At 47.6% G+C, this 25,413-nt stretch carries 18 protein-coding genes; 6 read left to right on the plus strand and 12 right to left on the minus strand.

The genetic code is table 11. The features are described 5' to 3' along the window. Positions 1–36: 36 nt before the first annotated feature. The 6 genes from F0220_RS27675 to F0220_RS27700 all read right to left on the minus strand — a co-directional run bounded on the left by F0220_RS27675 (position 37) and on the right by F0220_RS27700 (position 8,563). Positions 37–864, minus strand: a complete 828-nt coding sequence (locus tag F0220_RS27675) for a carbohydrate ABC transporter permease (protein ID WP_062836914.1) — start codon at positions 862–864, stop codon at positions 37–39. Further along, positions 861–1,745, minus strand: coding sequence for a carbohydrate ABC transporter permease (locus F0220_RS27680; RefSeq protein ID WP_091012865.1), 885 nt, complete (start codon positions 1,743–1,745; stop codon positions 861–863). Before F0220_RS27680 ends, F0220_RS27675 begins: the two co-directional genes overlap by 4 nt. A gap of 182 nt (positions 1,746–1,927) precedes the next feature. Next, positions 1,928–3,208, minus strand: coding sequence for an ABC transporter substrate-binding protein (locus tag F0220_RS27685; RefSeq protein WP_105600177.1), 1,281 nt, complete (start codon positions 3,206–3,208; stop codon positions 1,928–1,930). 147 nt (positions 3,209–3,355) lie between these two features. Then, positions 3,356–4,465: a response regulator gene (locus F0220_RS27690; RefSeq protein WP_223199793.1), complete on the minus strand. Its 1,110-nt coding sequence runs from the start codon at positions 4,463–4,465 to the stop codon at positions 3,356–3,358. Next, positions 4,462–6,252 carry a sensor histidine kinase gene (locus F0220_RS27695; RefSeq protein ID WP_149846827.1) on the minus strand — a complete coding sequence of 597 codons (1,791 nt, stop codon included), beginning with the start codon at positions 6,250–6,252 and terminating at the stop codon, positions 4,462–4,464. The genes F0220_RS27690 and F0220_RS27695 overlap by 4 nt, the downstream gene beginning before the upstream one ends. 307 nt (positions 6,253–6,559) lie before the next feature. Beyond that, complete coding sequence (locus F0220_RS27700; protein ID WP_105600180.1) at positions 6,560–8,563, minus strand: beta-galactosidase; 2,004 nt, start codon at positions 8,561–8,563, stop codon at positions 6,560–6,562. Positions 8,564–8,811: 248 nt separating this feature from the next. On the opposite strand from F0220_RS27700, the gene F0220_RS27705 reads away from it, so the two are divergent. Continuing rightward, positions 8,812–9,783 (plus strand): AraC family transcriptional regulator, encoded by a 972-nt coding sequence (locus F0220_RS27705; protein WP_105600182.1) that lies wholly within the window; start codon positions 8,812–8,814, stop codon positions 9,781–9,783. Here F0220_RS27705 and F0220_RS27710 read toward each other — a convergent pair. Beyond that, positions 9,753–10,382, minus strand: coding sequence for a molybdenum cofactor guanylyltransferase (locus F0220_RS27710; protein WP_179198399.1), 630 nt, complete (start codon positions 10,380–10,382; stop codon positions 9,753–9,755). The two genes, F0220_RS27705 and F0220_RS27710, sit on opposite strands and share 31 nt — an antisense overlap. Before the next feature lie 162 nt (positions 10,383–10,544). Between F0220_RS27710 and F0220_RS27715 the strand changes: the two genes are divergently transcribed. Further along, entirely contained in the window at positions 10,545–11,738 is a 1,194-nt protein-coding gene (locus F0220_RS27715; RefSeq protein WP_091012853.1) for an MFS transporter, read from the plus strand. 650 nt (positions 11,739–12,388) lie between these two features. Here F0220_RS27715 and F0220_RS27720 read toward each other — a convergent pair. After that, positions 12,389–14,122, minus strand: a complete 1,734-nt coding sequence (locus tag F0220_RS27720; RefSeq protein ID WP_105600183.1) for a glutamine--tRNA ligase/YqeY domain fusion protein — start codon at positions 14,120–14,122, stop codon at positions 12,389–12,391. Between the two features lie 265 nt (positions 14,123–14,387). On the opposite strand from F0220_RS27720, the gene F0220_RS27725 reads away from it, so the two are divergent. After that, positions 14,388–14,645, plus strand: a complete 258-nt coding sequence (locus tag F0220_RS27725; RefSeq protein ID WP_091012850.1) for a DUF2164 domain-containing protein — start codon at positions 14,388–14,390, stop codon at positions 14,643–14,645. A 48-nt stretch (positions 14,646–14,693) separates the two neighbouring features. Next, complete coding sequence (locus F0220_RS27730; protein WP_036612698.1) at positions 14,694–15,242, plus strand: GNAT family N-acetyltransferase; 549 nt, start codon at positions 14,694–14,696, stop codon at positions 15,240–15,242. A gap of 112 nt (positions 15,243–15,354) precedes the next feature. Here the strand turns inward: F0220_RS27730 and F0220_RS27735 are convergent, their stop codons facing one another. Continuing rightward, positions 15,355–16,143, minus strand: a complete 789-nt coding sequence (locus F0220_RS27735) for an SDR family oxidoreductase (RefSeq protein ID WP_091012847.1) — start codon at positions 16,141–16,143, stop codon at positions 15,355–15,357. Positions 16,144–16,169: 26 nt separating this feature from the next. After that, complete coding sequence (locus F0220_RS27740) at positions 16,170–16,670, minus strand: GNAT family N-acetyltransferase (protein WP_105600185.1); 501 nt, start codon at positions 16,668–16,670, stop codon at positions 16,170–16,172. A 268-nt stretch (positions 16,671–16,938) separates the two neighbouring features. Here F0220_RS27740 and F0220_RS27745 point away from each other — a divergent pair, with 268 nt between their 5' ends. Further along, complete coding sequence (locus tag F0220_RS27745) at positions 16,939–18,138, plus strand: methyltransferase domain-containing protein (protein ID WP_105600187.1); 1,200 nt, start codon at positions 16,939–16,941, stop codon at positions 18,136–18,138. A gap of 79 nt (positions 18,139–18,217) precedes the next feature. On the opposite strand, the gene F0220_RS27750 is transcribed toward F0220_RS27745, so the two are convergent. After that, entirely contained in the window at positions 18,218–21,610 is a 3,393-nt protein-coding gene (locus tag F0220_RS27750) for a GH36-type glycosyl hydrolase domain-containing protein (protein ID WP_105600188.1), read from the minus strand. Positions 21,611–21,772: 162 nt separating this feature from the next. After that, positions 21,773–22,762, minus strand: coding sequence for a LacI family DNA-binding transcriptional regulator (locus F0220_RS27755; protein ID WP_091012843.1), 990 nt, complete (start codon positions 22,760–22,762; stop codon positions 21,773–21,775). A 905-nt stretch (positions 22,763–23,667) separates the two neighbouring features. Between F0220_RS27755 and F0220_RS27760 the strand changes: the two genes are divergently transcribed. Next, positions 23,668–25,305, plus strand: a complete 1,638-nt coding sequence (locus F0220_RS27760; RefSeq protein WP_091012841.1) for an ABC transporter substrate-binding protein — start codon at positions 23,668–23,670, stop codon at positions 25,303–25,305. Positions 25,306–25,413 lie beyond the last annotated feature (108 nt).

Here is a 25,413-nt window from a genome sequence, read left to right on the forward strand (position 1 = left end):
CACTCCGGGATTCCATCGTATCATTCTGCTATTCGCTTACCCTTTGACCGCACCCTCCGCAATCCCCTCCATGATGAACTTCTGGAAGAAAGCATAGATCAGAATAACCGGAATCGCAGTCAGTACCAGAGAGGACAAAATCAACGGCCATTCCTTGTTATATTCACCAAACAACATGTTTGTGGACAGAATCAGCGTATAACGATTCACATCAGTCAACATGAGCAGTGGCAACAAGAAGTCATTCCAGATCCACAGAAAGTCCAGAATCGCGATGGTGACTGTGATCGGAAGCAAGAGCGGGAAGATAATCTGGAAGAACGTCTGGAACTCGTTACATCCATCAATCTGAGCCGATTCCTCCAATTCCCGCGGGATAGACTTCACAAACCCGTGATAGAGGAAGATGGCCATATTTACACCAAGCCCGATATAGATCAAGGCCAATCCGTAGGTGCTTCCTTGAACGCCCATGCCTTTGGCTACCCGAGTCAACGGAATCATGATGGAGTGGAACGGCACCAGCATGGATGCAACAAACAGGAAGAAGATCAGGTTACTTAAGCGGCCAGAGGTACGTGAGAGTTTGTATCCCGCAAGTGAGGCACAGAAGACGATTCCACCAATCCCCAGAAAGGATACAATCGCCGAGTTCATCGAACTGCCCAACAGATTGATTTTGTTAAATGCGTCCGAATAGTTCTCCCAGTGCAGCGTCGTCGGCAGTGCGATAAAGGACTGGAACATCTCTCCTTGTGTTTTGAAAGAGTTCACCACTGCCATGTAGATCGGCAGCATGGCCACGAGAGATCCCAAGATCAGCAGCAGGCGAATCAGATAACTGTTCAGTCGTTGCATCCTCATGCTTCCACCTCTTTCTTCTTCATGACGGTGATCTGGATGAGTGTAAAGATGAGTACGATGATGAACAGCACAACCGATTTGGCACTCGCATAGCCGTACCTGAAGTTGTTGGAGAACGCTTCTTCATAAATGTTCATTGTGATAACCTGTGTGGCCCGGCCCGGTCCACCACCCGTCAGTCCATAGACCACTTCGAACACCTTGAAGGCTCCGTTCAGCGTCAGGAAGAAACAGATGGTCACGGCATGAGTAATCATCGGTAACACCACATTGCGAAGTACCTGGAATGCATTGGCCCCATCAATAACAGCCGCTTCCTTGAGGCTTTTCGGCACACCCTGGAGAGCAGCCAGATAGATGATCATCATATACCCTACACCATTCCAGAGCGATACCATCAGAATGGAGTAAAATGAAAACTTCGGATCACCCAACCATTGCTGGTCGAGGAACGAAAAAGCCAGTTTCTCTGCGAGCTGTGGCAGCACCTGAGAGAAGATGAAGGTCCACATGAAAGCACTGATGATTGTACTGATCATGTTAGGCATGAAGAACAGCGTCCGGAAAAGCCCTTTGCTGCGCGTCCGTGACTCAATGAACACGGCGAGCAGCAAGGCAATTCCATTTTGCAGAATCAACATAAATATCACATATTTCATCGTGAACCACAGGGAGTTCAGAAAGTCGGGATCTTCTTTGAACAATTCCACAAAGTTGCCCAGACCGATAAAGCTGTAATCCCGATTGAGTCCGTTCCAATCCGTCAGACTATAGAACAGGCCACTAAACGTGGGATACAGCAGGAAAATCGCATAGATGACAAAGGCAGGCGCAGTGAACGCGAGCAGTGACAGATACTTCTTGAACACATTCGTAGCCATAGGCTCTCCCCCTTTTCACTCGAAGCGGATGATTGTAAACGAGGGAACGAAGAACGTTCTGCCTGCCGTATCATCTGCTTGGAGACTGCGACGAAACAAAGTACCGCTAATTTGTTGACAAGCTCTCAAACCGTAGAGATTTGCCAACAAAAGTAAGCGGATACTCCATTCCTCGCAACTCCTTACTTGTTGACTTTGTTGTAGGATTTCCACGCCTTGTCGAGCGCATCGATAACCTGCTGTTGATTTAATTGCCCAGAGTAGTAGCCTTGTAACGCTTTGCCTGACTCGTCTTTCACCGCTTGAGGGAGGGATGGGTCCTCATAAGCTTTACCTTCACTCACATATTTCTGGGCATCGTCTACCCACGGGAAGCTCTTGAAGTCATGGATCTTGGCAATCGGATTAAATTTGAGCGCTTCGAAGAATGCACTTGAATCCTTGTCATCGAGAATGTAGTTCACGAAATCGAGTGCCACTTCTTTGTTTTTGCTAGATGACGATACTGCCAGCGAAGTGGAGGTGCTCAGATTGATTTTGGTATCATCCGGATTGTCATTGATCGGCATTGGTGCTACACCAAAGTTCAAGTCCGGGTTGGACTTCAGAATGGTTTCGGCAAACCATGGTCCCTGAATCCACATCGCGGCGCTTCCTGAAGCGAAGGCTGCTGAACCATCATCTCCGCCCACTTCCAGCGCTTTATCCGTTCCATTGGCATTGACCAGATCGAAGATATCAAACAATGCTTTCATATCGGAGAAGGAACCCTGATCCTGATTCATCTTCTCCACGAAGTCTTTGTGCTCAGACTGAGTTAATGCACCCACGGTAAGTGGCAGGAATAATTGCGGAATCCAAGCTTCTTTGTAGGACAGTTCAAACGGTGTAATGTTGGCTGCTTTGAGTTTCTCCACGACCGCTTTCATTTCCGTTAACGTCGTTGGCACTTCCAGCCCTTGCTCTTTGAAAATATCTTTATTGTACAAATAGCCCCATGATACTGTTTCCAGTGGAACAGCTACGATTTTGCCCTCCGCATCCGTTATGGAAGGTTTAACCGAATCCAGCAGCTTATCGACAAAAGGTTGGCCCGACAGGTCTTCCAGATAACCAGCTTTGCTAAATGGTGGAATCTCATTGACTGCATGCAGGGCGAACACATCCGGTGCATCATTGGAGGCGAGACGTGTCTTCAGAATCTGAGGTGCATTGTCTGCTGGCGGCATCTCCAGTTGCACGTTCACCTCAATGTTTTTCTCTGCTTTTTCCTTGGCTTTGAACTGTTCTATATATTTATCGTAGTGTTCTTTCAGCCGAGGTTGTGCAACGAATACTTTGAGGGACACCGTGCTGCCTGATGCCGATTCTTCCTGCCCATTGTCCGTTCCTGCATTGGAACCGCAACCTGCGAGCAGAACACTGACCAGTACCGCACTTGCTACGCTTTTCCATACTTTCATCTCTTATGACCTCCCGGTGTGTGACTGGTTTGTCTTTCATAGGCTCATTATATATCAGAAAATGAAAGCGCTTCATTGGACAAAATTAGACTTGTGTATTGGATTATTTTAAACCTTAATCCTGCCACAAATACTCTCTCGAACAGCTCATTCCGTGCTACTGCCTGAATTGCCTGATATACGAGCCTGTCCCTTCCGCATCTCCCCAGGTGAAACTCCGAAATGTTTCTTGAATACACGATAGAAGTAGGACACATCCTCATAACCTGCCATCTCGGCAATATGTTTGAACGGGATCTGATCATCCATCACCCATTCCTTCGCTCGTGTCATGCGTAACTGGACGACATAATCGGTCACATTCACCTCATACTCTTTCTTGAATACCTTGCTGAGATATTCCTTGCTGACAAAAAAGATCTGGGCGAGCTGCTCCAGGGTAATCATCTCCATACAGTGCTGCTCCATGTATTGCTTCACCTCATTCAGGTTCAGCTTATTCTTGAATTTACGCTGCGCAATGAGTTGCTCCAAAGCCTGGTAGTATGGAGTCGAAATCCATGCGATCGTGGATTCAATGGAAGCCAGCGCTGTTGAAGGAGGTAAAGCCGTTGCTTCGCGCCCCTCGTACAATCCATTGGAGACACACAGTTCATCCAGCAAAGCCTGTAGTTCATAGGCCACTCGTCCAAGCTGCCGGGGTCTGTTAATCTCGCTATGCTCCAGCTTCTGCTGCAGTTGCTGGAACCATTCTCGCAGACTTTGAATGTTCAGGTCGTTAAACCGCAAGCGAGCCTGCTGTTGAAACAAAGAGAAATCACCAGCAAAGGAAGGCGGATATGCTTCCCATGATTCCGGCGCAGATTCAACCTTTTCCAATTCTTTGGCACATTTGGCCAGTACACCATTCAGTTCATCCGGATTCACCGGTTTGAGCAGATAGTCAGCAGCCCGATGACGGATCGCGTGTTTGGCATAATTGAAATCATCATACCCGCTCACCACGATTACCTTGATCTGTGGGTATTGCCCGCTTAGCGTCTGTAGCAGTTCCACACCGTCTGTACCGGGCATACGCATGTCCGTAATGATAATGTGAGGCTGATGCTGCTTGACCAGTTGTATGGCCTGCTCACCATCCTCTGCCTCACCAGCAACGGTCATCCCTAGTTCCTTCCAATCCCCCAGGTTGCGCAAAATATCCCGATTCCACGGTTCATCATCCACCAACAATACTCTGTACAGTTCCTTGTTCACAAGGCTTCGCCTCCCGTATTGCAGGGGATTCGTACCGTAACACTCGTCCCCTGTCCGTATTCACTTTCCACACTCATCCCGTATTCAGGTCCAAAATGCATTACGATTCTTGAGGCGGCATTGACCAGTCCAATACTTGTACCAGAACTCCACACCCGATCGGACTGCCAGGTCAGACGCTCCAGTCTGGACTGCATCTCCGTTAGTTTCTCAGCATCCATACCCACACCGTTATCACGAATTCGAATCGTTACCTCTTTAGGTTCACAGACGACTTCAATGCCCAGCTTCCACTCACCCGGTTTCTTCTCCAGACCATGCAAAAATGCATTCTCCACAATGGGTTGCAAAGACAACTTGGGAATATAACATTCCCGAAGTTCTCCGGTAATCTCCAGTGTATATTCAAGTTTGCCTCCAAAACGCTGCTTCTGAATGAGCATATAATGTTCCAACTGATCGAGTTCAGACTGTAAAGGGACAAGTCCATCCGGCGCTCGCACAATATAACGAAACATCTCGCTCAAGGCTCGAATGACCTTATAACTGTCAGCAGGTTTTTGCGAATAGACCATACCGCCTATCATCTGCAACGTATTTTGCAGGAAATGCGGATGGATCTGGGATTGCAGTGCTTTGAGCTCCGCCGTCTGTTTCTCCAGATTCATCAGGTAGTTGTCGCGAATGTGTTCCCGGATACGGCTTGACATGCCATGCAGATTTTTCTCCAACAGACCAATCTCATCAACCCGGCCGCTTCGTACCACTTCTCTGTCCTTAATCAATTGAATACCCTTCATGGAATTGGCCAGTCGGACGATGGGCTTTGATGTGCGCCAGGCCACGAGCGCAGCTATTCCCACAGAAATGACGGTTGCTAGGCCACCTACAACCAGTCCGTATTTCATCGTTTCCAAGGCACTCTCGTTAATCACATGGGCAGGTACAATCTTGATCACACGCAGTCCTGACGGTTCGATGGAATGATAGAATACGTATTCCTTGGCTGTACGAATGAAACCGGAACTTTCTTTGGTACCTGCCAATCTCTCCAATGCTTCAGCGGACGGCTGGATGTCTTGATTCGGCTGATAGACCGGGCTGCCCGCACTGTCGGCGATGTATACTGCATAATCCCCCCTGCTATCCAGCAGCTCCAAGGTCTGATTGAACTCAGCCCACTTGACCTCCAGACTGATGGCGCCGATCTGTGCCTGATCCTCGAAGCGGTTCATGCTGCGGGTCATGTGAAACTTTTGCGGATCGTCCGGATCATTGATAATCGTAAAATCTTTATGTTGTGCAAAAAGCTCATGATATCCTTCCGGTATTTCCGATATCGCTTTGATGCGAGAATCCATGGAATTGAAGGTGAACAGGGTGTCCAGTTCCTTCAGATACAGTTCAACGCCAAATACATAATTGCCAGCGGAATAGTATACACTGTTCAGCATATTGAACATGGCCTTCTGTTCATCGAATCGGCTGGCTGCCGGCGCTTCCTCGTTCAACGCCAGATATTGATGCAATTCGTCACTGATCTGAATGGAATAGATAATATTGTTCATACGGGCGAACTGTTCACCCAGATAAATAGAGGCCCAGTTCATGTTCGCCCGGTTGGTCTCCATAATCTCCTCTTCCATGGAAGAGCGGGTATTTTCGGCTGCCATTGCGGTCATGACAATGACGGGCAGAACAGCCAGCAGCGTCATGGTAAGGATCAATTTATTGCGAATGCTGCGTTTGAAAGGATCTGTCAGCTTCCGATAACATTCGGTAAACACAGCGCATCCACTCCTGAGCTAAAATAGACAAACGCCCCAGCATGGAAGCCGAGGGCGCTTTGGTCTTGATATTCGTTTGGAAATGTTAAATATCCACGTTATACAATAAAATGAATGGTTACACGAGATCACTACGTGTTCAGAACAACCTTCTGATCGCTGTTATCACCAGATTTTTTGATTCCCTTATCTAAGGGGAAAATCCGGGGATAAAGGCGAACGCTCCGCTTCCTCAGGTTATTTCTGTCCTCTCCGTTAACGTGTACTTGTTAATTTCAAATTATATACCTATATCTATTATTTCCTATTATTGTTCGATAATCCGTACTCCCCATGGTTCTAGTTCGATCTTCTCTCCCGCAGCAATCAGGGTTCCGGCCAGAAGTTCAGTCCCTTCTCCATAAGCATTCACGAAGGATGTTGCCTCATCTGCATAATTGAAATAGTAGCGAATCATGTTCCCCTGATCGTTCACACCGGTCTTCACTATGATCGGAAAAGCCAGCTCTTGATCAGTACCCCATACGCCCGCTTCCTTCATCACACGTTCCAACACCTTACGGATCACCGCAGAACTGGTATAACAGCCGACATAGGTTGCTTTGCCTTTTCCATAGGTGTTCTGGGTAATTGCCGCATATTCACCCCAGTGTGGATGATCATACCAAGCGAGTACTTCAGCCGTTGTTGGTGTAATCAGCTCCATCCAGGTATGAATCTGGTTCTGTTCTTCACCAACTCCAAATGGATCATCGCGCAGCGAAACATGTTTTGGCTCTACAAAAAGGTTATAGCTGATCCCGCATGCCTCACTGATCAGGCCGGGCTGGCGGGTAGAGCGTACCTTGATATGCTCATTTGCAAATCCACTTTTGAACGAGTAGACGATATGTCCGCCATCCTGTACGAATTGATTTAATTTTTCCAGCAATGCATCCGAAGCAGCATACAGAGCAGGTACAACGAGCACGTCATATTCCGCATAACTCTCAACCGATGGGTCGATGAGGTCACAGCCAATGTTCATTTTATATAATTCATCGTACATCCAGCGCACCACATCATTATAATTCTTGTCACTGGTGAAGTTAAAACCAAACCACTTGATTGATGTCAGGGCCTCATTGCTGAACAGCACAGCCACCCGATTTTTTTTCTTCAGATTAACGAGCTTTGGACTGAGACGGGCAAAATCCCTGCCAATGGTCTTGGCTTCGTTGTATACCGGATTCGGTTCAAAGTCATGACTGAGCAAACCTTTCCAGTACGTCTCAAACGAATTGTGTAACGAATGCCAGTGCCAGTAAGCGACCATGTTTGCTCCTGATGCCAGATGACTGAATGCCTGCAAACGCAGCTGTCCCGGATAGGGAACCCAATGCCAGAACGCCTGTGCTTCGGTCTCGAGTACCAGATAGTTCGATTGTTTGGTGGAACGCGCCACATCCCCGCCGAATGAAATCTCAATGCCGGTCAGATCATCCTGGGAAGGATGGTAGATGTCCACACTGGTGATGTCAAAAGGTTTCGATGCGGCAAAATGGTCCACATCCCCTTGAATGCCGTAGGAATATCCACGCCAATCAAAGTCAAAGTTCTGGGTAACAAACTGTCCTTCCTGTTTGTATTCATTCACAATCCCCACTTGCCAAGCCAAAAAGTTGGTTACCAGCTGCCGCTGGAACTTGGCAAATTCAGCTCCCAGACTACCGTTGATCGTTCCTACCACAGACGGGAAGTCTTCCCAGCTATTGATCCGATTACTCCAGTAGTCGAGGCCAAATTCCTTGTTAAGCTCATCCAGGGAGCTGAACTTGTTACGCATATATTTGACGAATTGCAGTTGTACATTATCTCCTGCCGTATTGTAATGCTTCGTCTCGTTATCTGTCTGATAACCGATGACCGCCGGATGTGTGCTTACCCGAGAGATCAGCTTGCGGATGATCCGCTCGGCATAGAATAGATAGGTTGGATGGGTAATGTCCATGATCTGTCTTGCGCCATATTTGCCAGGTCCCTGTGAGGTAGTAGCCAGCACATCCGGATGTTCCTTGACCATCCACGTTGGAACAGCATACGTTGGTGTTCCTACGATAACCTGAATCCCCGCCTCATGCATGGCATCCAGCACACGGTCTACGGAAGAGAAGTCAAATACGCCATTCTGTGGTTCATGAGTACTCCAGGTTGATTCTGCAATACGGACCACGTTGATCCCTGCATCCTTCATCATCTGAATGTCCTTGTCCAATCTTTCGTAAGGCATATATTCATCATAGTAAGCTACGCCATATAATAATTTCTCCATGATTTAATCTCCTTTTTAGGTGGAAAATATAATGATCTTGACGTGTGCAAGAGTTGACATATTCCAATCCATAATGGTAGCGTTTACATTATTATCGGTTGAAGAACTTGGGTTGTTCAGCAACCACTTCAAACGCTGATGCGTTCCATGGATTATCCATGCTTGCGTTAAACTGATTATAATGAAGTATACTACGGGTGCCGATTGTATAAGGCAAGTTGTTTTTACCCTTTTCCGAGGTGAATATGATGGATATGCGATCACAGCTCCGAGAAATGCCTCACCATACGCTGGCCCACTGGCTACCTATTATCGACTGTAACATCAAATTCTATGGTGCGCACAGCCAACAAGTACCCTATGGATGGGCGATGCCGGAGGAATCACATCCAGGCTTTGAGATTATGTTGATCATCGAAGGTACGCAGGAGAGTGTGATTCATGGTTATACCTATACCGTGGAGGAAGGTTCAATTCTTCTTATTCCTCCCGGGTTCAAACATACTAATCAATGTGTATCCACGGAAGGCATGACTTATTTTAGCGCTCACTTTAATGTGGATGATCCGGTCTTCACCCTGAAGCTGATGTCACAGCACAGCCGAATCTACGCAGCAGGTACGGCTGATAATAAGAAAATGCGCGTTGTGCTGGAAAGTTGGATGGGGATGATTAACGTATCTGAGGCCTATACATCCACCGACAAAATGATCATGCAGGCACGCATGTTTGAACTGTTCGCCCTGTTGTCCCAAGCCGCTGACAATGAACCGGAGGCCACCACTTCCGTTGCTGCTTCACATGTACCAGCTCCAACAGCCATGCATTATGCGGGAGCTATAGCGGAGGCAATCAAGCAGGCATTCCATGCCCAGCTTCGAACCAAGGAAAGCAGTGTATCCACGGTCAAAGTAGAGCAGATTATATCCTCGTTTGGCATCAGCCCGGGATATGGTCTACAGGTCTTTCGCAAGGTGTACGGGCGATCGCCCAGGGCTTACCTGTCCAGCTTGAAGTTGCAGGAGGCCAAAGTGCTGATCGAACAGCCAGAGCTGTCGCTCGGGGAAATTGCGTGGAAGCTCGGCTACACCCATCTGTCCCATTTCAGCAGACAATTCAAACGTTGGACAGGCCAAAGCCCGCTTCAATATCGCAATCATCATGCAGATGCATCAGGTGATCCTGTATCCTACAGATCGGAATCGAGTCCAGAATCTTGATTACGGATACGCTCGTACTCTTCCGGCGTGTTCATATTACTCATTTGCATTGCTACTTGATGAACGCCCACTCTCTCAAGCTCTTCCGTTTCGACATAGAGGCAACCGATCTCTTCAAGCCATCGCATAACTCGAAGATGATCCTGGTTCAGACGCTGCTCCAGATCAGGGAGCACTCGTTTGTGATAAGCCCCTGCAAGAGGGTGGACATGTCCATCCACGCGTGGAACGATAGCAGCATAAGAGTTATGTAATTCGACCAGTTTTTTTATTCCATTAAAGAAAGACGTTTGCAGGAGCGGCATATCGCAGGCGCATACCAGATTCCATTCTCTATCGGAAGCTTCCAGCGCCGCGTGAAGACCGGCGAGTGGCCCCTTCCCCGGATAGTGATCCTGAACGCAGTCGTAGCCCATTGCACCGTAGGTTGTCACATTGGGTCCGGCAGCCACGATGATACGGGATACTGCGGGTCTCATGGCCTTCGTGACATGTTGCAGTACAAGGGAACCGTTTAGTTCCAGCATGGCCTTGTTGGTCCCCATGCGGCTGGATAAACCTCCTGCCAATATGATGCCTGTCCATTCCCTCGTGTTCATGTTGTTATCCTCCTTCAGATCACGATATGTGTTTGACTGCATCAATTTCAAAACGTTCGCTATGCATTGAATCCCCTTTCAACAAATGATACATTGAACAATATGCATTTGAAAGGAATGGCTTAATTGGACAGACCTGCACCTTCAAGAGGCAATCCCTCATTGTTTTCTCTGAAACTATATAACTTTTTCATATATGGAGCCATCTCGATCTTCGCCGGATTCTTGCAGCTTTACCTGCAAGAGATTGGCATGACCAAACTGGAGATTGGCAGTCTCATGGCGATTGGCCCCTTTGTATCCTTGTTTGCTAACCCGTTCTGGGGCTTCTGGAGCGATAAATCTCGCAACATTCGCATCATTCTGATGATTATGATGGGAGGCACATTTGTGCTCGCCCAGGGTGTATTCTATGCGCCCACTTATACATGGATCTATGTAGCCATGATTTTCTTTTATTTTTTTCAAAGTCCATTATTTGCTCAAACCAATAGCCTGATTCTTGGATATATCGATGGTACAAACCAAAAATTTGGGTCATTCCGGCTCTGGGGTTCACTCGGTTGGGCGCTGACTGCTGTCGCTGCCGGACCGCTCATTGACCGTTTTGGCATCGGCAGTGTATCCATTATATTTGCATGCATGATTGCCACAGCCTTTGTATTATCCGTATTTCTACCCAGACAACCAATCGCTTCGGATACACCCGTGGTTACTTTTCGGCGGTTTGGCAAAGTCATGTTCAATCCGTATTTTATGGCATTTATCGGCCTGGGTGTACTCGTATCAGTGCCTAATGCGATGAACAGTACTTTTATGTCACTATATATTGTAGAAATGGGTGGCGACAAACAAATGGTTGGCTGGGCCATCTTCACCTCATCCATTCTCGAAGTCGGCGTATTCCTGCTTCTCGACCGCTTGCTCAAACGCAAAATGAGCATGCTCCTGGCATCTCTCATTCTGATCAGTGTGCTGTTTGCACTGCGCTGGCAGCTCATGGCACTGGCTAACAACCCGCTGGAGATTGTATTCATTCAGTTGATGCACTCCATTACGTTTGGTGGGTACTTCTATGTAGGTACGCAGCTGACCATGCTATTTATTCCAAGACCTTACCGTTCCTCCGGTCAAGCGGTCTACACGATGGCCTGGGGAGGTCTCTCCGGCGTGATTGCCGGTCTGTTCGGTGGCTGGTTGTTCCAGAGTTTCGGTGCGGAAATCATGTATAGCATTGGTGTATTCTTCTCGCTCATTGGTGCTGTTGGATTTGGCATCATGTGGTTATCGAATCGACGTAACGGCTATCAGCCGGTTGTGTTGACGGAGATGGGTAATATGGATGAGGACAGATAATCTTTTGTTAGAAAGAATTGAAAGATTCCCACTTAAGCACTACGATGACAGAAGAATCTTTCGATCGCTGTTATCCCTGGATTTTTTGATTCCCTTTTCAAAGGGTAAAATCCAGGGATAAAGGCGAACGCTCCGCTTCTCCAGCTTTCTTCTGTCCTCTCCGTTATCGTGTAAATTAAACGTTCAAACATTCAAACAAAAGATTATGGATAGTAGTAGTAAAGAGAAAGGAGTCTAAGGTTTGTTGCACCTAACGAACCTTAGACTCCTTATTTGCAGCAATTTTACGTAATTCTAAAACTAAGGAACCTCGGCCACGTTATTTTGCATAAAAGATGTTAAAAACCCCAAAAGGACAAGCCAAATGAGGTAATACGGTGTCAATGATTCGTTACGTTGCTGGAACGCCCAAATACACTTCAATAACGTGTCTTCGGTTCGTTAGATTCTTGTCTCATACGTACATCTATGGCCTCAGCTCATGCTCATGTGGAATTGTATTACTAAGTCTAAAATGAACCTGACTATATCCAGAAAAACAAAAGGGCATCCTTCGCCATGATCATGACGAAGGATGCCCTCCCTTTAACTTATAACTTGGCTGCTTACCCGCACTCTGACGAACAGGCCATAAATTTTATCCAACCACATTACACCTTCGGCAGTTGGAACGAGCTTTTCAGGGATACGACCCGGTTAAATACCGGACGTCCTGGCTCGGAATGTTTCGGATCTACACTGAAGTAACCGTGACGGAAGAATTGGAATTTATCCTGAGCGTTCGCTTCCTTCATCTCTTGCTCCACAAACCCGTTAACAATCTCAAGGGAGTTCGGGTTCAGTTGATCCAGGAACGTTTTCTCCGGTTGCTCTTCCACAACCTCAGTTTCAGCCCCAGCTACTGCCACTTCCACCTCTGCCTCCGGTGCTTCATCCAGGATCAACGGCTCATATAGACGGAATTCAGCAGGTACCGCTTGAGTCGCTTCTACCCAGTGGATTGTTCCTTTGACTTTACGACCAGTGAAGCCACTGCCGCTCTTTGTCTCCACATCATAGGTACAATGAATCTCAGTCACATTGCCTTCTGCATCTTTGATCACATCGTTACATTTGATGAAGTATGCATGTTTCAGACGAACTTCGTTGCCAGGGAACAAACGGAAATATTTGTTCGGCGGATTTTCCATGAAATCGTCTTGTTCAATATAAATCTCACGGGAGAACGGAATTTGGCGATTACCCATCTCTGGGTTCTCCACATTGTTCTCTGCTTCAAGCCATTCCACTTGCCCTTCAGGGTAGTTGGTAATAACCACTTTGAGCGGGTGCAGGACAGCCATCGTGCGTGGAGCTTTCAGTTTCAGGTCTTCACGGACAAAATGCTCCAGCGTTTGCAGGTCGATAACTCCATAGTTTTTGGAAATGCCTGTCTCATATACAAAATCACGAATAGCTTCCGGTGTATAACCCCGGCGGCGCAGACCCGAAATTGTTGGCATACGTGGATCATCCCATCCATCCACATGTCCTTCATCCACGAGCAGTTTCAGCTTCCGCTTGCTTGTTACCATCTGGGACAGATTCAGGCGACCAAATTCATATTGATGCGGTTTGTTCTCCATCTCACACTCGGCAATAACCCAATCGTAGAATGGACGTTGATCCTCAAACTCCAGGGAACAGAGAGAGTGCGTCACACCTTCAATTGCATCTTCGAGCGGGTGAGCAAAGGCGTACATTGGATAGATACACCATTTGTCACCCGTGTTATGATGGTGTGCATGTGAAATCCGGTAAATAACCGGATCGCGCAGATTGATGTTCGGTGCAGACATATCAATCTTGGCACGCAGCACTTTCTCTCCGTTCTTGAATTCGCCTGCACGCATACGTGTGAACAGGTCGAGATTCTCTTCCACCGAACGATCACGGTACGGGCTGTTCTTACCCGGCTCCGTCAGCGTTCCGCGCATTTCACGGATTTCGTCGGCGCTTTGGTCGTCGATGTAGGCTTTACCTTTTTTAATCAACAAGACAGCACGGTTGTACATCTCATCAAAATAATCCGAGGCAAAACGTTTCTCGTTCCACTCGTATCCGAGCCATTTCACGTCTTCCTGAATCGATTGAACGTACTCCACATCTTCCTTGACCGGATTCGTGTCATCAAAGCGCAGGTTCGTTTTACCGCCAAATTCGCCGCCCAGCGTAAAGTTAATCCAGATCGCCTTGGCATGGCCGATATGCAGATAACCGTTCGGTTCCGGAGGAAAACGGGTAATAACTTCCTGGACTTTCCCAGACCGGAGATCTTCGGTAATAATATTTTTGATAAAGTTAGGTGGGGTTGTACGATTGTCCACAGGTATCAAACCTTTCATGAATGGATTGGAGCCTTCGGGAATTGCTGCAATTCCGGCTATAATTCCTTAATAACGAAGTCATTTCCTGAAAAAATCTATTTTCTTGGAAAGTTTCGTACGCGTTTCATTTAAATATACCTTTAACGGGGGAGGAGTTCAATAAAGAACGGCACCAAAGTCAGGATCAACCGTGCATAAATAGGCCCTAAACCATTTTGACGGGTTCGCTCGAATCATGTAGCATGATAGTAAAACCAAATTAAAGGGAGGGTTTCCCATTCCATTGAACTCGCTTAAACTGACCAAAGAACAGCAGGATGAAGCCATTCGCACCATTCAGTCGTATTTCGAAGAGGAACGTGGCGAAGAACTTGGCGATCTGGCCGCTTGGGGTGTCCTCGACCTGTTCATGACACAGCTCGCTCCCTACATATATAATCAGGCACTCCGTGACGCACGCACAACGGTCAATCAACGCATGGCCTCAATGGAAGAAGACCTGTTTGCACTGGAGCAAAAGTTACCCAAGACTTCCCGTTAATCCACTACAAAATAAACCCATACTATACAAAGAAAGAAGGTTGCATTCATGTTTACCTATTCATTGGATGAATATACCGAACTCCGGCCACTCGCCATGGAACATACCAAACCGCTGTTCGAACTGACGGATCGTTCGCGGGATCAACTGAGACATTGGTTGCCGTGGGTGGATCATGTGACAGAAGTGGAACACACCTCGAACTTTATTACCAACGCGTTAAAACAAGGTGCCGAAAATGGCGGATTCACCGCCGGAGTATGGTCAAAAGGGGATCTAGCCGGCGTTATTGGATTCCACGAGATTAACTGGACCAACCGCTCGGTAAGCATCGGATACTGGCTTGGCAAAGGTTTTGAGGGTCAGGGCTTGATGACAAGCGCTTGTCGCGTTCTGGTTGATTATGCTCTGGTGACCCTGGATCTGAATCGCGTCGAGATTCGCTCGGCAACAAACAACAAACGGAGTCGCGCTATCCCTGAAAGACTTGGATTTGTTCTCGAGGGTGTAATTCGTCAGGCAGAGAAACTGCCTAAAGGTTACGTGAACCATGCGGTGTACGGCATGCTTCAGCATGAATGGGAACTCTTGCGCTAATTCGCCTACATAATGAATCGGAGTGATCTCTCCCAACATATCGGAATACAATAAATACCCTCTATCTCCACGGAATGTGGTGACAGAGGGTATTTTATTGTATTCATGACTTTTATAGGGCTCGGACCATGCCACCATCCACGATCAATGAGGTTCCGGTAATATACGTATTGGCCCCGGATAACAGGAAGACCACCGCTTTGGCAAACTCCTCCGGTTGACCGTAACGTCCTAGTGGAATCTCTTTACGGAATTGGTCAGATACCTCTTCCTCACTAATTCCGTTCTGCTCTGCCCGTGCTGCATCCAGCTCACGAATGCGGTCTGTTGCAATACGCCCCGGCGCTACCGTGTTGATCAAAATTCCGTATGGAGCCAGCTCTTGAGACAAGGTCTTCGCCAATCCAAACACGCCGGTACGGAACGTATTGGACAACACCAGACCCGGAATGGGCTGCTTCACCGAAGTTGAAGCGATATTGACAATGTGTCCTCCGCGTTCTTTCATATAAGGAAGTGCACCACGAATCAGCCTTACATAGCTGAGCACATTTAATTCAAATGCCCGTTCCCAATCTTCATCCGTCAGTGACTCAAATGAACCCGATGGCGGACCTCCCGAATTGTTCACCAGAATATCAATCTGCCCGAACAACTCCGCTGTCTTGCCAATCAGAGCCTCAATATCTTCCTTGCGTGTCACATCGGTTGCACAATATTCCACACGTCCCCCACCACCTAGCGCCAGAAGCTCCTGCTTCACTGCTGCGAGCTTTTCTTCACTCCGGCTGGCAAGCATGACGTCAGCACCTTCTGCTGCCAATTGAGCGGCTACCGCTTTGCCCAGTCCGCGACTGGAAGCCAGCACCAGTGCTTTTTTTCCTTGAAGTCCCATGTCCATCGTTGTTCCTCCTCCTCAGCTAGTTTCTATTTGGTCTGGATAAAATAACCCATAAAAATATCGTCCACATACTTGTCTCCGATATAAAACTCGGACACCAGCCTGCCTTCCGTCACAAATCCACACTGGGTATAAAACGTGATGGCTCCCGGATTGCTGGAAAGTACGCGCAGCCTGAGCTTGCGAACTCCTTGTTGGGCCGCATGCTGCTTGATGGCATCCATCAAAGCAGTAGCAATGCCACAACGTCGATCATGAGGATGAACCGCAATATGAATCTCGTAGACATGACGGTTGACCGGCATACCTGTGGCTGGCTGAAAGCCCACATAACCACATACCCGCTCTCCCTGCACTGCAATCAATTGACTGCCTGGCGGGCAATGCTGCAGATAGTGCTGTCTGGAACGCCAATGCATCGGTGCAGGAGAGGTGTATTTGTCCCATACCAGGGCATCCAACTCCATTAGCTGGGCTGCATCTTTAATCTCGGATGGACGAATCGTAAATGTATGGCTGGTAAGCATAATGATTCAACCTTTCGTGCTATAGTCGACAACGCTGTGCATTACAACGTCGGGAAAGTTAAGAAATTTGAGAAACTTAGAAATACATTGTTCGTTTGCTTCACTGTTTACATATATTCGCTCTATATATTGTAGCATAGCCTCAGCTTTGACTAAAATTCCACTCGATGATGAACGAAATTCGATCTTTACCATTCAAAAAAATGAAATAAACACTTAACCTTGCCGTAACGTCATAGTTTATACTGATTCGATAAGGAGGGGATGCATGATGAATATCAAAGAGGCAGCAAGCAGGCTTGGTATATCGGCGAGAGCCATTCGTTTTTATGAAGAAAAAGGATTAATTCTACCTGCCAAACAGTCCAGTAACGGTTATCGCACATACACTGAGAATGATATCTGGCGGCTTCAGACCATTGCTGCGCTGCGTGAGATTGGCATGTCGCTACAGGATATTACACATGCGCTCGGAGAGATTGATCAAGGAAACCAGCAGCGGCTGGAAGAATATCTGGAACTGCAACAGGCCGTCATGTATGCCCAGTGGATTGAGCTCAAACGTATGATGGATACAACCCAGCGCATGATTGACCTGAATCGTCAGGACGGACCGCTGGATGTCAGCCATCTGCACGATCTCGCGGACAGTGCGCGGCGTCTGCGTGAAGCCCGGCAGAACTGGCATGATCGGTGGAATTATGATACCCAGGCAGCCATCCACGATCAGCGAGTGCAGGCAGAAGGCAGAGTCACTACTGAACACCCCAATTCAGAGGACAGGCATCATTCGGCCAACGCCTCGCCTATAAGCGATGAGAATGAAGTTGCACATCCACATCAGGATACAGATCATTCCACGCCGAGCGATTCCAATGATACGGTACAGTCTTCCTTTTATCTGTATCACAACTATGACGAAGCGCTCGAACAGACAGCTCATTGGATCTCTCCCGCCCTTGGTGAGAAAGGACTCGATATTGGTACAGGCACAGGTAATTTGGCTGGGAAACTGCTACAGCACGGCGCAGACATGACTGCAATCGACCAATCCCGGGAGATGCTACGCAGATGTCGTATCAAATATCCCGAGATGCATGTGAAACTTGGTAATTTCCTGGCGCTGCCTTTTGCCGATCAGTCCTTCGACTTTGTCGTGTCCAGCTTTGCTTTCCATCATCTGAGTCCAGATCAGCAACTACTGGCCTTACAGGAGATGCAGCGGGTATTAACCTCGCGCGGACGTATCGGTCTAACGGATCTAATGTTTGTTAATGCGACTCATCGTGAAAACTATATTCGCCAGGCTGAAACGACAGGACACGAGGAACAGCTGCGTGCCTTGCGCGAGCGTCACTTCCCTCTGCTGGATGAGCTATGCCGCTGGCTGGAGCAGCAGGGCTACGTCACAAAACATGTGCGACATAATGAGCTGCTGCATACGTTGCTGGCTGTTCCCCTGCGGTGAGCAACCATGAGCATATGCCAAAAAGGCCATCCCGCCTTGAGTAAAGGAGGATGACCTTGGTGTACATCATGCTACGAAATTACATATAAATATCAACAACCGTACGCTCAGTTGCACTGCGTGCTTGTCTGAACTCATCAAGCGAGATGCTTACACCGCCCTGACGGTAACGGTTCGCTGTACGCTCGGTGCGAATGTCCTTGCCATTCACCGCTACACGGCTCACAGCACCTTCGTTCAAGTGATATATGAACGTCACTGGCTCACCCGCATACTCAAATTCGAATTGCATGCCGTTCAGCTCAGCTGGCAATACCGGGTCAATGACCAGATCGCCGCCCTCTTGACGAATGCCAAGTGCATTGGAGATCAGCTGGTTCATGTAGATTCCAGGGCCGCTGGAGTAGATTCTCCATCCGCCTTTCACTTGTACAGTCCCTTTACGAAGCTGGTCAAAATGCTCCTGAGCCTCGTAACGCGTATTAAACTTGCCGTCCGAACTACTGAAGTATGAGTTCGCTTGGCGAATCTCCGCGTTAGGTACAACCTCGCCGATACCAACCGGGTTGATCATCGCGAGACCATTCCACACCTGATCTGTCTTACCGAGCTTCGCCATCGCTTCCACGTAACGGATATGGGCGTGCACATATTGCAAACCAATCTCACGTCCGAAGTTGGACGCTTGCTCTGCACGTTTGAAGTGTGTGCTTACACCACCAGCATATTGAGCTGGACGATTCATCAGACGCACGCCATCCGGGCATAGGAACTGCTCACGGATCAAGGCATAATGCGATTCTGCTTGCTCCGCATTTAGCAATTCACCGATCATACTGCGCGTCATTGGCAACAGGCGGTATTGAATGCCTGTCTCTGTGTCTGTTGGGTGGAGCATCAGCTTCGCTTGGTCGGCTTCTTCCATGTATACAAAGCCTGGAATCACATCTGTGCCCAGCATGTAACGGTTAAAGTCCTCACGAATGCCTTGAGCCAACACGTCAAGCTCCTGTGCAAAGTCCGCATCCTTGAATTTTAGCGCTTGCGAGAGCACGTTCACGGACTGATACGTCAATGCCACCGTCCAACTGCTCACCATGTATTGCTTGAGCTGCGCATTGGCTGGTTGAAGTGTATCATCCCAGTCGCCATCTCCGTAGGAAGACAGGAACGTATCATACAGGAAGTGCGAACGGATATATTCGATCTCTTTTTTCGCGTGATCCAGTACCGTTGCCGTCTCTTCCGTGAACCCGAAGCTATGCTTGACGGTATAAGGTACTTTCTCATCCAGAATCGCATAATCGCGAGTCGCTGTCAGGTAATCCGCCAATACTTTCAACGGCCATACGATGATGTCGCCATGGCTCTCTTCCTGTTGAATCGCAAAGTATTTATCAAACATGAACCATTGCGGCCAGTTGCCATCATCTTCGTATTGGTGGGTGTAGACCATTTTGATGATATCGCGAACTTGCTCATATTTTTGCGTTGCCATAAAGTACTCCACCGGACCTTGGCACACATCCCGTGTACCCCAAGCCGCGCCGCCGTACTGTTCCAAACCGTGAGGCACAGAGTAGTGAACCAGCATGTTGTGGGTGTACCACCAAGCCAGCGCATTTACTTTGAACAGATCCTCTGCACGCTGACCTTCTCCACGGGACAAACGGAACCCGTTCATCACACCTGCGAAGAACTCGCGGTATGCCTGCACTTCCTCTTCAAATGTCAGGCTTGAACCTGCTACCACTCCGCTGTCCGCTTGGCCTTCCAATACCCCTTGTACCTTCAGCGTCCATTCAGCACTTGCTTCCAGACTAAGCGTAACCAGTGATGCAGAACCACTGCGGATACCACTTGCCAGCAACGTTTCGTCCCCTACATTCACAGCTGCGCCGTCCACCGACATGTGGTATTGCAGATCTGGGTACGTTCCTGCACTAATCGCTTGTGGATCAGCCTTGAAGATCAAAGTATCGCCATCCTGCGTCATATGCAGCGGATACTCGTACTCATTGACATTCATCGTAATTTGGTTCGTTACCAGGTAACGGTATGCCGTACCACTTGTGGAGCGTACGTTCATGCTTACTTCCGTCGTATTAGCCCCTGTGTAATTGGTCACGATGATCGTGTCGGATTCGGTTTTGTAGATCCAGCGTGCATAGTTGAAGCCAATCTCGAACAGGGATGGCATTGTCAGCAGACGATATTGTCCGTCCATTTCCACATAGATGCGTTGTCCAGCCGTCTTCGGCACGTTCAAGGCATTGCGGGCATTACTGATCATTTTATTAAAATTGGTGTTCCCAATAACGAGTTGTGAGTTGAAAATACCGTACATATACGATGTCGTTGTAATAACCTGTGCCCCAAGTTGCACGTTGCCACCACTCATCAGAATATGACCGTGTGGACGCTCCACAAGCAGTTCTTTTGCTTTCAGAACGATATGCTCATAGCTGCCTGTGAAGAAGGATAACAATTCCTCGCCACTGCGCTCTTCCTGATGACGATCAGGGAACAGATCATGAATCTCATCTTGTGTCAGATCAAGTGTAACCAGAGGTTCACCCAGGAAGGAGGACAGTTTCACCTGTTCCAACGTGTCACCGTTTTCTATAGTCTTAGCCTGTACTTCATTCCAAGCTGCTGTAACTTCATCTCCGAATTCCAGGGCAGAGATTCCTTCGGCATGATTAGGCTTCGCCAGTCCGTAGAAGACCACCTGAGCCTCTCCGTTCAGATTCAGCAGTTCCGATTGCAAAGCGGTATAGGCAAATTCATACTGATACGTCTCATTCGCCAGCGTTGGGCGATTCAAGCTCTCTGGTTGATTCGTTTCCTTGTACGACAGACCGAAGAATTGGAATCCATCTGTGGAATAACCGACTGCTTTCGTCAGGGAACCTTGCTGCATATACGGAAATGCACCGCCCTGAGGCTGGTTTTGACGGGAACAAACGACATAACCTTTCGCTTCATCTTCAAAAACCGTATGGTCAATGTATTGTGACAGATAAGCTTCATTGCTGCGTACCGCACCTGGATCAGCAAGACCTACATCCTGTCCGTACACCACGTCTACGTTATGTTGTTGTCCTGTGAGCTTCACATCCCAGAACCAGACACCTTGCGTTGTAGCCGTAAATACGACCTGATAGCCAATGCCTTGTTCATTACCTTCCAGCTGGACTGTACCCTCCCAGATCAACTGGTTGCTGGATTGTGCCTTGCTTGTAATCACCTTGCTGTTCGAACGTACACCGAGCAACGGGAACGAGCTGATTTTCTCTCCCTCATGCACACGCAGGTACAGGTTGTTCAAAGATCCATCAATCTGGTTGCTGAGCAACTGGTTCAACATCGTTGTACCGGATGTAGCTTGGTACAGGTCTCCACTGTTCAAAAAGGTAAAGGATAACTCCCCGGCACTTAAGCGGATCGGTTCATTAATCATCGTTGTCATAAGGTTCACTCCTTGAATTAGTTAAAATCGAAACGTTTCGATAAATTTGAAAAAGAATAGGGGCCTCTTCAAACCGGCTTTTTACAGCCCGTCCGGACGATAACCCCATCATTAAACTTTTACTTCCAGCATGCAGGCAGTTCTTTGTTGTTCAGACTCGGTCTAAACCGAACGTACAGAGCTGCGCTCGATCATATTAATCGTTAACGTATATGAAGGGTCAACCGCTTCGCCATTGAGCATCTGGAATAACAGATGTCCGGCGAGCGACCCGGCTTCATGCTTCGGCTGGCGTATCGTTGTCAGCGGTGGATGCACGTATTCGGACAACTGAATATCGTCAAAACCGATCACGGAAATATCATTCGGTACCGATATACCACGCTCTTCCAATGCTTTCAGGCCACCAATCGCCATCTCATCGTTACCGTAAAATACCGCTGAGGGAAGCTCGCCCTGCATGATCATCATCTTGGTTGCACTGTATCCGCCCTCACGCACAAAGTTACCGTTCAGACGCCATTTGGACTTTTCTTCAAGTCCCGCTTCCCGCATCGCTCGCAGATACCCTTGGTAACGGAGCGCGTTGTCATACGAGTTGGATGGGCCACTGATATAAGCAATCTTCTGATGTCCAGCCTGGATGAGGTGGCGGGTTGCAAGGTAACCGCCCTGCTCTCCATCCACCAGCACGTTGACCAAATGGTCACTCGACAGCTGACGATCCATCACAATGATCGGAAAACGATGACCGGCAGATTCCACCAGAATATCATCATGGATGTTATGCGCCAGGATGATGGCTCCATCTACTCTTTTTTCACGCAAAAATCGCACTGCCGTTGAGTCCCGTCCACCCATGGAGCTGCACGCAATCAGGTCATACCCGTTCGCGAGGGCTACATCCTGTACACTACGGATCAACTCCGAGTAATACGGGCCCGACAGATCGGTCAGGATCAAAGCGATCGTGTTTGTCCGGCTCCGTTTCAGGTCCATGGCAAAGCCGTTCTTGCGGTAATTCAGTTCTCGTGCTGCCTCAAGCACTTTAGCCTTGGTCTTCGCACTAACCTTGCTATCCCCGCTCAGCGCATAGGAAGCAGTCGAGAGTGCTACACCTGCCAGCTTTGCCACATCCTTAATCGTTGCCATTCCACGTTCGCTCCTTCTAAACTAAGACAAATTCTAAGGTTATCTACATTTTATACGATACATGGTTAGAACAACCACTAAATCCTTCATTATCGTTTATTATCTTTGTACATATCATAGCGATGGATGTCAATCGAAACGTTTCGAGGTGTTCTCAAAAAAAATCCTCGTTCCCATCCTTATGGGACCACGGTTGAATGCGTCCCGTTCCAAACCATACCATTCGTGATGGTCATGACACGTCTTTCAATCTGACGCCCCCTGAACAGTTTGTGCCTAACACAATGAAACTGGCAGTAAACGCCAGATTGAAACGTTTCGACATTTTTATTATAGTCGGTGTTGATAGCGATTTCAACCTCTTTTTTTCATTTTTTCACACGCACACGAATCTGACCCGATATTATCTGTGGCTTCACGTTGGATAAACAGTTACCAATTTATTTCTAACATACAAAAGTCCCCCGCTAGGGGAGCGTTTGAGATAATGATATCAATTATTACGCTTCTTATTTTCGTATATCTTTGATATCGTTACATATAAAATTAATAGGACAATTAAAACGATATATTTAGTTGGTGATTCCATGTTACTAAACCAAATAATAGTTATACATGTAATAATATAAATGACTGATAAGATTATTTTAAATGCATTCATGTACTCTAACCTCCTTGAATCACCAATGAATTCTAGTAGCACCGGCTCGCCCACTATACTTTTATGCCATTATTACTCTGAGATGAAACAATGCAGGTTCAACATTAATCTTAACTTGATAATCTACTTTATTAATTATTGGTTCTGTTCGATTATACAACCTCTTATGAGCTTACGATCTATTGATTATTTACATCATATTAATTAATGTTAATCCAACCTTACATAAGGAGACCGTTATGTTATGAGCAATTCGAAACAACATGTCCATAAGCATCTCGCACCCCAGTCTTTGCCCTTGCAGGAAACTCGCTCTATTCCTCCGGCAATGTTTAGGCTGTGTCATCTGATTCGGTTCCACGATCGGGAATCCTTCTCTTATATAGATGAGCTATGGAGCAACAAGCACGTTCTCTATGTCATTACCTCGGGACAGGCAAGACTGATTAGTGTACATGGACCATTAACGGTGAGTACCGGCTCGGCTGCTGTGCGTCAGGCGGGGACCTGGCTTCATCATGAAAGCAAACGCGGTTCACTCTCTCCAGTTCAAGGCATTGCCATAATCTTTGACTTTGTTTTAGCCGATAACGCTGAACCCCTCTGGCCGTTTGGATCTCCCACGACCATGACAAATCGTGCGATTGCCGAGATCGCATCTGAATTAATTCTGGCTTGTTCCAGAAGCGCAGAGGCAGGCCCATTCAAACCTCATGCGTTGTTCTATCAATTGTTGGATACATTACGTGATCACGCTATGCGCCTAGCTCATGAAGATCATTCATGGTTGGACTTTGTGATCGCACACATTCATGAGAGGGTTGCCCATCCCCTTACCCGGGAGCAATTAGCGAGGGAGGTTAATGTAAGCCCGGAGCATTTTTCAAGAGAATTCAAAAAGCACACCGGACTTACATTCGTGGAGTACGTTACCCGGCTAAGGATCCGAATGGCTCAGGAACATCTACTGCTCGGGAACCCCACCATGCAGGAACTCGCGCAGGTGACGGGTTACAGAGACACCTTCTATCTGAGTCGCAAATTCAAACAAACGGTAGGTTGTGCACCAACACTTTACCGAAAAACACCAAAAAAAATCGCAAGCCTTACTTACAACTACACCGCATCCCTGCTTGCGCTCGGCCATATCCCTCATCTAGGTGCCGTGGCAGAATGGATGGAGCCGAAAGAGCTTGGACCTAGCTCATTCAAACAGTACTCTGAGCATGTACTTATTAATCATCTGGATCTGATTGCACACGCTCAGCCCGATGTCATTGTCGGGTATGCACCGCATCCCGCTTCTGACGAACTACGTCTGATTGCACCGACCATTCTGATGCCATTTGAGGAACTCGATTGGCAGGAGCAGCTTCTTCATCTGGGACGAATTACCGGGCTTGAGTCCAATGCACAGATGTTATTAGATCGTTATCATCAACTTGAGCAGGAAGCCAATCATACGTTGAATCAATGGATGGAAGGGACACGCGGGTCCGCCGTTTGCATGTTTATGATCGGAGAGGACGGCGCTTATATCTATGGTCATGGCTGGGGCAGAGCTTCTCATGTACTGTATCAATCGCTGGGCTTCACCCCACCTTCACGGATGGAGCAGGATGGGCAGTTACTTACGGGATACGTTCATGTTCCATTGTCTGAGATTCACTTGTATGCTGCAGATCACATGTTTATCGCCTTTCCTGAGGAACCTGCCGAACGAGAAATGTTGGATAACTTGCTGAATCAGGAATCCTGGGGCACCCTATCCGCCGTTCGTGAAGGACGTGTATACGAGATTGATGCCGACATGTTCTACGGATTTGATCCCTTGTCCGTTATGGAGCAATTGCAGCATATCATGCATCACCTGACATCATAATTGTCCATGCGATAGTGATCATAGTTGTCCATGTACAAAACTCACATCTTCCTCTATGTTATTAATGAGAATAATAATCATTATTGATTATATATAGGGGGAACAAGG

The sequence above is a fragment of the Paenibacillus sp. 37 genome, from assembly GCF_008386395.1.
Lineage (GTDB): Bacteria > Bacillota > Bacilli > Paenibacillales > Paenibacillaceae > Paenibacillus > Paenibacillus amylolyticus_B.

Bases quoted from the DNA above. Each gene is read 5' to 3' on its own strand.
- F0220_RS27675 (WP_062836914.1), bottom strand. From the start codon at position 864: ATGAGGATGCAACGACTGAACAGTTATCTGATTCGCCTGCTGCTGATC.
- F0220_RS27680 (WP_091012865.1), bottom strand. From the start codon at position 1,745: ATGGCTACGAATGTGTTCAAGAAGTATCTGTCACTGCTCGCGTTCACT.
- F0220_RS27685 (WP_105600177.1), bottom strand. From the start codon at position 3,208: ATGAAAGTATGGAAAAGCGTAGCAAGTGCGGTACTGGTCAGTGTTCTG.
- F0220_RS27700 (WP_105600180.1), bottom strand. From the start codon at position 8,563: ATGGAGAAATTATTATATGGCGTAGCTTACTATGATGAATATATGCCT.
- F0220_RS27705 (WP_105600182.1), top strand. From the start codon at position 8,812: ATGGATATGCGATCACAGCTCCGAGAAATGCCTCACCATACGCTGGCC.
- F0220_RS27710 (WP_179198399.1), bottom strand. From the start codon at position 10,382: ATGAACACGAGGGAATGGACAGGCATCATATTGGCAGGAGGTTTATCC.
- F0220_RS27720 (WP_105600183.1), bottom strand. From the start codon at position 14,122: ATGAAAGGTTTGATACCTGTGGACAATCGTACAACCCCACCTAACTTT.
- F0220_RS27730 (WP_036612698.1), top strand. From the start codon at position 14,694: ATGTTTACCTATTCATTGGATGAATATACCGAACTCCGGCCACTCGCC.
- F0220_RS27735 (WP_091012847.1), bottom strand. From the start codon at position 16,143: ATGGACATGGGACTTCAAGGAAAAAAAGCACTGGTGCTGGCTTCCAGT.
- F0220_RS27740 (WP_105600185.1), bottom strand. From the start codon at position 16,670: ATGCTTACCAGCCATACATTTACGATTCGTCCATCCGAGATTAAAGAT.
- F0220_RS27745 (WP_105600187.1), top strand. From the start codon at position 16,939: ATGATGAATATCAAAGAGGCAGCAAGCAGGCTTGGTATATCGGCGAGA.
- F0220_RS27750 (WP_105600188.1), bottom strand. From the start codon at position 21,610: ATGACAACGATGATTAATGAACCGATCCGCTTAAGTGCCGGGGAGTTA.
- F0220_RS27755 (WP_091012843.1), bottom strand. From the start codon at position 22,762: ATGGCAACGATTAAGGATGTGGCAAAGCTGGCAGGTGTAGCACTCTCG.
- F0220_RS27760 (WP_091012841.1), top strand. From the start codon at position 23,668: ATGAGCAATTCGAAACAACATGTCCATAAGCATCTCGCACCCCAGTCT.